The organism is Desulfobotulus pelophilus, assembly GCF_026155325.1.
In the GTDB taxonomy this organism is placed as follows: domain Bacteria; phylum Desulfobacterota; class Desulfobacteria; order Desulfobacterales; family ASO4-4; genus Desulfobotulus; species Desulfobotulus pelophilus.
In genome coordinates this window covers 153,878-162,507 of record NZ_JAPFPW010000007.1, presented here as the reverse complement: position 1 = coordinate 162,507, position 8,630 = coordinate 153,878, and the positions used below count along the sequence as shown (strand labels likewise).

At 48.9% G+C, this 8,630-nt stretch carries 14 protein-coding genes; 4 read left to right on the top strand and 10 right to left on the bottom strand.

Annotation, left to right across the window (positions count from 1 at the left end; all coding sequences use genetic code 11):
- The first annotated feature begins 5 nt into the window (after positions 1 to 5).
- Positions 6 to 146: a helix-turn-helix domain-containing protein gene (locus OOT00_RS08075; protein ID WP_368407584.1), complete on the top strand. Its 141-nt coding sequence runs from the start codon at positions 6 to 8 to the stop codon at positions 144 to 146.
- 16 nt (positions 147 to 162) lie between these two features.
- Positions 163 to 363, top strand: coding sequence for a hypothetical protein (locus tag OOT00_RS08070; RefSeq protein WP_265424806.1), 201 nt, complete (start codon positions 163 to 165; stop codon positions 361 to 363).
- A 4-nt stretch (positions 364 to 367) separates the two neighbouring features.
- Here OOT00_RS08070 and msrA read toward each other — a convergent pair whose 3' ends face one another.
- The 10 genes from msrA to OOT00_RS08020 form a co-directional block, all read right to left on the bottom strand.
- A complete protein-coding gene (msrA, locus tag OOT00_RS08065; protein ID WP_265424805.1) occupies positions 368 to 874 on the bottom strand; it encodes a peptide-methionine (S)-S-oxide reductase MsrA in 507 nt (168 codons plus the stop codon).
- Positions 871 to 1,320, bottom strand: a complete 450-nt coding sequence (gene msrB, locus OOT00_RS08060) for a peptide-methionine (R)-S-oxide reductase MsrB (protein ID WP_265424804.1) — start codon at positions 1,318 to 1,320, stop codon at positions 871 to 873. The genes msrA and msrB overlap by 4 nt, the downstream gene beginning before the upstream one ends.
- Before the next feature lie 120 nt (positions 1,321 to 1,440).
- On the bottom strand, positions 1,441 to 1,704 hold the full coding sequence (locus OOT00_RS08055) for a Txe/YoeB family addiction module toxin (protein WP_265424803.1): 264 nt from the start codon (positions 1,702 to 1,704) through the stop codon (positions 1,441 to 1,443).
- Positions 1,701 to 1,943: a type II toxin-antitoxin system Phd/YefM family antitoxin gene (locus tag OOT00_RS08050; protein WP_265424802.1), complete on the bottom strand. Its 243-nt coding sequence runs from the start codon at positions 1,941 to 1,943 to the stop codon at positions 1,701 to 1,703. The genes OOT00_RS08055 and OOT00_RS08050 overlap by 4 nt, the downstream gene beginning before the upstream one ends.
- 171 nt (positions 1,944 to 2,114) lie before the next feature.
- Entirely contained in the window at positions 2,115 to 2,573 is a 459-nt protein-coding gene (locus OOT00_RS08045) for a hypothetical protein (protein ID WP_265424801.1), read from the bottom strand.
- 7 nt (positions 2,574 to 2,580) lie between these two features.
- Positions 2,581 to 3,438, bottom strand: coding sequence for a hypothetical protein (locus tag OOT00_RS08040; protein WP_265424800.1), 858 nt, complete (start codon positions 3,436 to 3,438; stop codon positions 2,581 to 2,583).
- Between the two features lie 174 nt (positions 3,439 to 3,612).
- Positions 3,613 to 4,107 (bottom strand): hypothetical protein, encoded by a 495-nt coding sequence (locus OOT00_RS08035; protein ID WP_265424799.1) that lies wholly within the window; start codon positions 4,105 to 4,107, stop codon positions 3,613 to 3,615.
- 39 nt (positions 4,108 to 4,146) lie between these two features.
- On the bottom strand, positions 4,147 to 4,443 hold the full coding sequence (locus OOT00_RS08030) for an antitoxin (RefSeq protein WP_265424798.1): 297 nt from the start codon (positions 4,441 to 4,443) through the stop codon (positions 4,147 to 4,149).
- The gene (locus OOT00_RS08025) at positions 4,443 to 4,712 is read right to left on the bottom strand and encodes a BrnT family toxin (protein WP_265424797.1); all 270 of its coding nucleotides are present in this window, start codon (positions 4,710 to 4,712) and stop codon (positions 4,443 to 4,445) included. The genes OOT00_RS08030 and OOT00_RS08025 overlap by 1 nt, the downstream gene beginning before the upstream one ends.
- Positions 4,713 to 4,914: 202 nt before the next feature.
- Complete coding sequence (locus OOT00_RS08020; RefSeq protein ID WP_265424796.1) at positions 4,915 to 5,841, bottom strand: DUF4857 domain-containing protein; 927 nt, start codon at positions 5,839 to 5,841, stop codon at positions 4,915 to 4,917.
- Here OOT00_RS08020 and OOT00_RS08015 point away from each other — a divergent pair.
- Entirely contained in the window at positions 5,807 to 6,370 is a 564-nt protein-coding gene (locus OOT00_RS08015; protein WP_265424795.1) for a sigma-54-dependent Fis family transcriptional regulator, read from the top strand. The genes OOT00_RS08020 and OOT00_RS08015 overlap by 35 nt on opposite strands.
- 492 nt (positions 6,371 to 6,862) lie before the next feature.
- Positions 6,863 to 8,416, top strand: coding sequence for an acyl-CoA carboxylase subunit beta (locus OOT00_RS08010; RefSeq protein WP_265424809.1), 1,554 nt, complete (start codon positions 6,863 to 6,865; stop codon positions 8,414 to 8,416).
- Positions 8,417 to 8,630: the final 214 nt, after the last annotated feature.

Below are 8,630 nucleotides of genomic sequence, written 5' to 3'. Positions count from 1 at the left end.
GTCATATCCGCAAAGCACTGGAACACTCAGGCGGCCAGATTCACGGAGCTGGTGGAGCCGCAGAGCTGCTGGGCATCAACCCCAATACCCTCCGCAGCCGCATGCGCAGGCTGGGCATTTATCAAAAGCGTAAAGCAGGCGGGTAGTTGGGGGAAGGGATGGATGGATGGTTTTTATACCTGTTCTGGTAGGGCTGAAAAGGACAAGGGAGGCTTCACTCATCTGGGGCTGGTTTTTTCAGGACGGGCGGGTATAAAGAAAGCCTGCGAAAAGATGTCTGGATGTAATTGTTCAATGTTTAGAGTGAAGGTGGTGGATGAATTGACAGGATTTCAGCTTTATGCGGCCTCAGTCAAAATTTAACTGCTTACTCACGTTCGCGCTTTGGCAGTACCCAGCCCGGACGTGGGTAATGGCAGGTGTAACCGCTGGGATAGTGCTCAAGATAATCCTGATGCTCGGGCTCTGCTTCCCAGAAATCCCCTGCAGGTTCAAGTTCCGTTACCACCTTGCCCGGCCATAATCCCGAGGCATTCACATCCATGATGGTGTCAAGGGCAACTTTCTTCTGCGTTTCGTTCACATGGTAAATTGCCGAGCGGTAAGACGGTCCCCGGTCATTGCCCTGCCGGTGTGTGGTTGTGGGGTCGTGTATCTGGAAAAAGAATTCCAGAATACGGCGATAGGAAATTTTCTCCGGATCAAAAAGAATCTCAAGGGCCTCGGCGTGGGTGCCGTGGTTGCGGTAGGTGGCGTTGGGGACATCGCCGCCGGTGTAACCCACCCGGGTGGCCTCAATCCCCGGTAACTTACGAAACAGATCCTGCATACCCCAAAAACAGCCGCCTGCCAGAACAGCGCGTTCCTGTGTCATGACCTGTCCTCCACCTGATCAAGGTAGTCGCCATAGCCCGCTGCTTCCATGTCTTTGCGATGGATAAAGCGCAGCGAAGCCGAATTGATGCAGTAACGCAGACCACCGCGATCCCTGGGGCCGTCCGGAAACACGTGCCCCAGGTGGCTGTCGCCATGAACCGAGCGAACTTCGGTTCGCACCATGCCATGGCTGAGATCCTGCAGCTCATGAATATAGGCAGGCTCGATGGGTTTGGTAAAGCTCGGCCAACCGCAACCCGACTCAAACTTGTCTGATGACGCAAACAGTGGTTCGCCCGACACGACATCCACATAGATACCCGGCTCGGTAGTATCAAGATGCTCGCCCGATCCTGGTTTCTCGGTGCCGTTTTGCTGGGTCACACGGAACTGTTCCGGAGTCAGGACGGCGATGGCAGCATCGGATTTCTTGTAAGGATTCATTTGATCCTCCTTGATGGACTGCTGGGGGTATTCACGTCTATGTCGGGTTGCCCAAGGCATGGTTTAGGGCCTGCCGGAGCAACATCGGATGCTATCGTCTGCAACCCATTGTTCTTCCATTTATTTGTAGTGGGTCCACATTCGAAGGACTTTGACTGTTTTTTCATCGTTGAGGATTTGGTAGACAATTCTGTGTTGTAGGTTCAGTCTTCGTGAACAGGCACCGGATAAATCACCTACAGGTTTTTCGTATGGCGGTGGCGTTTGATAGGGATTTTGTTTCAATATCCCAAGGATATCTTCTGCCTTTGATTTCAGGCCAGATGAGGAAATTTTTTTAGCATCCTTCTGAGCTTGTTTTGTAAAGACAAGCTTCCAGCTCACCAGTCAAGCTCCTCATTACAATCGCCTATTGGAGTTTCAAGCCCTTCCCGAATCGATTCACGCATATTTGGAATGTTTAGAAGAAACAGGGTCTCTTGAATGGCTTTCCAGTCTTCTTCTGAGAGAAGCACAGCGTTTCCTCTTTTGCCTGTAATAATGACAGGCTCATGGGATGTGGATGCTTGATCAATAAGCCTGTAAAGATTTGAACGCGCTTCTGTTGCTGATACTATTGGCATGGTGCCTCCTTGACTTTTTATGCAAGGTACGGCATGGCGTACGTGTTGTCAAGGTGATGGTTTGGGAGAACGCCGCTGTACCTGCCCAAATTATGAAGTAGTTTTGTGCGAAAATGTGCGCAGCGTATTGCACAAAATCGTGTAGTAATTTGGGTCAGATTGACAGCCTTGTTATAGCCAAGGCTCTCGGACTTTAAGATCTCTTCTTGAGATTGCCACTAACTCATCAAGGCAGAGTTTTGATGTGCGGATGTAAAAGCCATAGTAATTATCGGGGTCATGTTCGGGCTTCCATTTAAACTCTTCATCCCGGAACCTACGCAGTGAATTTTCGGCTTTTTTGGAAAACAAAAATGCACCAGTATCACTTAGCCTCCTTATCTTTTCTTGAGTTTGCCTCCATTTTTCAGGTGGCATGCCCTCGCTTGCGTCGGAGTTTTGCCAATTACTATAATTATGCTGGAAATAGTTATGGAGATCTGAAAGCGTCTCAATCGCATCCCTATAAGCCGCCGCTCGCATCTCCCACCATTTTTCATGCCGATAGCGTCTTATTGCCAACGCTGCGGAAAATACGCCAGCGATGATTCCAACAGAAGCGAGCTTAGCTAATTCAATTAGTTCTTGCATGATCTCCTTAAGCTTCGATTTCAGCCATTGATTCACGTTCAAACTTAAGTGCCTCTGTTCGGTCACCAAGGTACCTTGGCAGACTGCCTAAAGCCATAAAGCCACTTAAAGGTTTTTCATGATGACCAATAATCAGGCCACCGTAACAATTATGAGCACGACAGCCGCTGAGCAAGGTAGAATTATTTGTAACCAAGATATTACTCGGCCTTACTAAAATTTCGACTCCATTTCTTAAGAACCGGCCTCGTTTTATAACAATTTTATTTGGAGGTTTGAAATCAATCTCTATAAGTATTTTGCGGTGTGCTTCACGGCTTGAAAGCCTTGTACCTACTAATTGTATGTCCCATGGAGCGGTTGAATAATAGAGCTGATTATTTTTTATGTGAAGAACAGGTGTGTTATACTCATCAAAAATCACAAGGTTTAGAAGTAAGTGCCCGTCAGCCATAACTAAACCGATCAAGGGGGTACCATCTACGCTAATAGGTACCATCACGGTTCCATACCCCTGATCCTCACAAGTGAAACTGTTCCCACCAATCTCAACTTCAGCAGTTTTGCCCGAAAAGTGCAGGCTGTATGGTTTAGAGACACCCTCACGGAGATTATAGGGATTTGAATTAGCATCTCGTACTACTTCTTTGGGTAATAGCCCACCTGTTTTTTCTCTGTGGTGTTGATCGCACAATAAGGTTATCTCTTCGGCAACATGCCGTTTAACGCTTGCCCATTCCTCCATATGTTCGTATTCATAAAGGGGCATTCCACAGATAACACAACCGAAACCACAACGCTGGCGAACCTCTCGCTGAATAGGGAGTGGTATATTCCGACTGTTACAATCTTGTTCCTTAGTCACACAGTCTCCCATTTGAAGCTAACAGTGCGAGAAGTAGAAGTTTTCCATGTTATCCGTCCCTATATCCGGAAAAATTTCCGTCTATTTTGATATTCAAGGGCAAAGCATGGAAAACCCTATCCCGCCCTTCTCCGTCTATCAAGAAAAAAATCAAAGTTTCCACTTATCCTGATATCAGAGGCCAAAACATGGAAAAAAGGGAGGAATTTCAGACCTGTCCCCAATCTCACGTTTATGGATCAGGTTTGTGCGGTTCTGCTGCGCTACCACCGCTAAGGTAACGGCAGGGCCTGAAGGAAAAGGTTTCTCTTCGACCATATTTTTTTCATGAAATCGTTTTTTCAGTTTTCCCTTATAAAAAGCAGGGGAAGCAGCCCGAAAAGCCCCGTTATCATGAGAAAGCCAAACTCCCCCCATGGCGGTGGAAAGGCCCTTTTCTTCTGAAAAAATGAGATAAAGGATCATGGCAAGGACAATCCCCCCAAAGGACCAGAGGCTGCCCCATTGGAGCTGCATTTTGGCCTGATTCTGCCAGGGGCTTTCAAGGCTTAAGGTGAAGGGGAAAAGAAAGTCCTTTACATTCCAGGCCAGCCCTGAACCCGTCTGGGAAAAGGGCAGGGTTAAGTATTTCAGGGGCTGATACTCCGTATCCATGACCGTGGCATGCACCCTGTCTTCCCCTGTGAGTATCAGGGTTCTGTTTCGACCCTATGATCTATGGGTCAAGGAACCATTCAGATACTTATGAACAATACTGGAAATAAGTGTTTGATAAGGTATTCCCTCTTCAATGGCCTTTATCTGGATTTGATGGTAATCCTTTTGAGAAAGGCGGAGATTGATCCTTTTATCTTTTTTCAATGTATTTCTTGCAGCTTCTATTGCTTTTTTTCTTTCCAGATCAAAATTTTTGACTGGTTGCCACTCGTCATGTTCGATTGATTCCATCAGGTCTTTTTCTTCCTGATCGATTGGCTCAAAAGTCTTTCTATCGTTTTTATTCATCATTCCCCCTTTAAACCGTATTTTTTTGTGTATTTACGGCTCGGAAAAGCTGTTTTTAAAAATATTCCGTCATCATTTTCCACGTAAGGTACAATGATGGCATAGTTGCCTATTTCTAAAACATACACCTTTTGATTAGGGTATCCCGGATTTTCCTCAATCCCGATTATCTGATCAGATTCAATCAAATAAGCAATTTCCTCAAAGGATATTCCTCGTTCCCGTTTTAAAATTTCGTTTTTCTCAGAATTCCAGCTTAAATATTTCATGGAAAAAACATATGTCCTTGTCTGCCTTTTGTCAATATTGTTTGAAAGGATATAAAAATCATACTGGTCTGATAAAAACAACTGGAATCGATACGGAACTGAAGATTTTCTGGTCCGCCTTCAGGCGGAGGGGGCTGCTGGTTCTGCACGACATAAGAAAGCAAACCTGTAGGCTGATGGGTGACTGGTGTGGACCGTTTTTTCAGCTTTCCCTTACAAAAATCAGGGGAAGCAGCCCGAAAAGCCCCGTAATCATGAGAAAGCCAAACTCCCCCCCATTGCGGTAGAAAGGCCCTTTTCTTCTGAAAAAAATGAAATAAAGAATCATGGCAAGGACAATCCCCCCAAAGGACCAGAGGCTGCCCCATTGGAGCTGCATTTTGGCCTGATTCTGCCAGGGGCTTTCAAGGCGTAAACGGAAGGGAAAAAGAAAGTCTTTTACATTCCCGTCCAGCCCTGAGCCCGTATGGGAAAAGGGCAGGGTAAAGGATTTCAGGGGCTGGTACTCCGTATCCATGACCGTGGCATGCACCCTGTCTTCTCCCGTGAGGATCAGGGTGCGGTAAAGGGGATTGACGAGAAGCTTCACATCCATGCGCCGAGGGTCAAAGCCATCGGAGGGCAGGGGAATCAGTGCATAGCTGTCCCAGGCAATGAGAAAAAGTCCTCCCTTTTCTGTCATGAGAATACCGTAGAATTCCCGCCGCTGGTTTTCCGATACCGCCATATCAAGAATCCCCATATCCACCGGAATGTCCGTTTTCCGGATGTCCGGCTGATCCATTACCCTGCGGATATGAAAAACCCCACCTTGGCTGTCCTTCACAAAGTATCCCTCATCAAAGGGCTTGAGGTTGGTGGGATTGCCGCTGATGAGGGTGGCGGGAAAGGCAAAGCCCTTTTCCTTCAGGCTTTCCGTAAAAGACTTTGACAGGGCCTCGTCTTTGGGTTTGGTGTCGGCGTTGATAAATTCCATGCCCTTTTCCGTAAAGCGGAAAACATCTTCGGGAAAGGGGATCATGGCAATGCCGGGATCGTTATTGAAGAGGGGATAAAGGGCCATCTGCGGCCGTCTGCCCTTCAGATCTCTGGCTTTGATCTCAAAGGACTGGCGCTGGCTCCGGATCATATTCGCCACCCACAGAGATCTGCAAAAAAGGATACAGACCGGCCAGTTCCGGGAAGATCTCTGGTTCCGGCTGAATATTTTCCCCATTACCATTCCTCCCCTTGGGTACCGTAAAAATGATATCCCCGAGCTGGTTCGTTATTTTCTGAAAAAAAAATCCATGGATCTCAAAATGCACCCGGCACCTCAGGTTCAGGAAGGGGAGAGGGATCGTCTTGGTGGATGGAGCTGGCCGGGAAATGTGCGGGAGCTTGAAAATATTGTGGAACGTGCTTTGATCCAGAGTCGCAGCCGGGGAGGGCTTGTCCTGTTTGATTTGCCCCTTCGGGAAGAAGCAGGGCCTGTGGTCTGCTCGTCCCCTTTTCCAAGCCTGGATATGGTTGCCGTTCGTCATATCCGGAAAGCATTGGAGCATTCAGGAGGTCAAATTCATGGGGCCGGTGGAGCCGCAGAGCTGCTGGGGATCAATCCCAACACATTGCGTAGCCGAATGCGCAGGCTTGGGATTGATCAAAATACCAGGCCATAGAGGAATAATGGCTGTTTCCGGCTTATGGGTTGAGCAGGTTCTTGGTTGTCACCTGTTTCATCATGTTCTGTTTGTGCACATATGTGTGCATGTAATGTATTGTTTGTTTTTTTGAATTGGCAGGGTGGGATATGTTTTTTATGAAGCAGTGAGGATTGATTTCGTTTGTATGTCAAGCCTTTTATACCGCAGGAGTTGTGGTGATACCGCCTGTTTTACTCCTTTTTTGTCGGTATGGCATGTATCCTGCTTCGTGTCCTGTTCCGGTTGCCGTTTTCGGCAGAAGACGGGCTGGTGCGGCATGGACAGGCGCTTCGTGCTGAAAGTGGCAGGGGGAGGTTTTTCGAATATTCTAGCTGACCGAAGCGTTGTCATGGTATGGAGAAACGGCTGGTTTGAGCTTGAAAAAACTAGAAAGTTCCGGCCTGAAACCGGAAATTTCCGCATGGGATTTCTGCTGTAAGGACAGGGTGCTCTAACGTGGGAGATAGCATGGGCCGTACCGTAGAAAAATTGCGAGAGCTGAAGCTCCGTGAAAATGAAGTTTTGAAAATGGGTGGAGAAGATGCGGTACGAAAGCATCAGGAAAAGGGGAAGCTAACGGCCCGTGAAAGGCTTTTCCACCTTTTCGACCCCGGTACCTTTCAGGAGCTGGATGCTCTTGTCACTCACCGTTGTGTTCATTTTGGCATGGACGGGGAGTTTATTCCGGCAGACGGCGTGATTACAGGCCACGGGCTGGTGGATGGCCGTCCGGTCTTTGCCTATGCTCAGGATTTTACGGCAAGGGGTGGCAGCCTTGGAGAAATGCATGCCAAAAAAATTACCAAGGTGCAGGACCTGGCCCTGAAGGCTGGAGCACCCGTAGTGGGCATGAACGATTCCGGTGGTGCCCGGATTCAGGAAGGGGTGGATGCTCTGGCGGGTTTCGGGGAGATTTTTACCCGTAATGCCGATGCCTCGGGTGTGATTCCCCAGATCTGCGCCATTATGGGGCCCACAGCGGGCGGGGCCGTTTATTCTCCGGGTATGATGGACTGGGTTTTCATGGTGAAGGATTCCAGTTATATGTTCATTACAGGTCCGGATGTGATCCGTTCCGTAACCGGGGAAGTGATTGATTTTGAAAGCCTTGGCGGTGCCATGACCCACGCGGTGAAAAGCGGGGTAGCCCATTTTGCCGTGGATTCGGATATGGCCGCCATTGAGGGCATCCGGGAGCTTCTCACCTATTTCCCATCCAATAATATGGAAGATCCGCCCGTAAAGGATCTGGGGGATGACCCCTTTCGGGTGGAACCGGCCCTGGACAGTCTGATACCCGATGCGGCCAATGCCGCCTATGACGTGCGTACCCTCATCGGACTTCTGGCCGATGGCGGAGAGATGTTTGAAACCCAGCCGCTTTTTGCTCCCAATATTGTGACGGGCTTTGTACGCATGAACGGAAGAAGCACCGGCGTTATTGCCAATCAGCCTTCCGTCATGGCGGGTTGTCTGGATATTGATGCATCGGACAAGGCGGCCCGCTTTATCCGGTTCTGTGATGCCTTTAACATTCCCCTCATCACCATTGCCGATGTACCGGGTTTTCTGCCGGGCAGCAGCCAGGAGTGGGGTGGTATCATCCGGCATGGGGCCAAACTGCTCTGGAGTTATGTGGAAGCCACGGTACCGAAAATTCTGCTCATTACCCGCAAGGCCTATGGCGGAGCCTACATTGCCATGAGCTCCAAGCATCTGGGGGCGGATATGGTTTTTGCCTGGCCCACGGCGGAGATTGCCGTGATGGGGGCCGAAGGTGCGGCCAATATCATCCATCGCAGGGAGATCAGGGAAGCACCGGACCCTGCCAGAACCCGAAGGGAAAAAATGGAAGCCTATGAATCCCTGTTCTCCAATCCCTGGATTGCCGCTTCGAGAGGCTATGTGGACGCGGTGATCCAGCCTTCAGAGACCCGGCCCCGTATTATTGGAGCCCTGGAAGCTTTGAGTTCCAAACGGGTGCAGAAGCCAGCCAGAAAACATGGCAATATACCTCTGTAAGGCCTCCATGGATGGTTGTTACCGTACTGGGAAGGGGGGACAATGCACGGAGTCGTTTACTTGTCTTGTGACTATTCAGCAAAATTTTCCTTTGGTAACTCAAATGCTTTCAATCCGGTTGCACAGGCATCCCGGCATTTCTTCGGGATGCAATCGTGTTTTCAGACCTTTTTGTCCTGTGCGGGTGCGGTAAAAACCTGTCTGTACAGGCAGG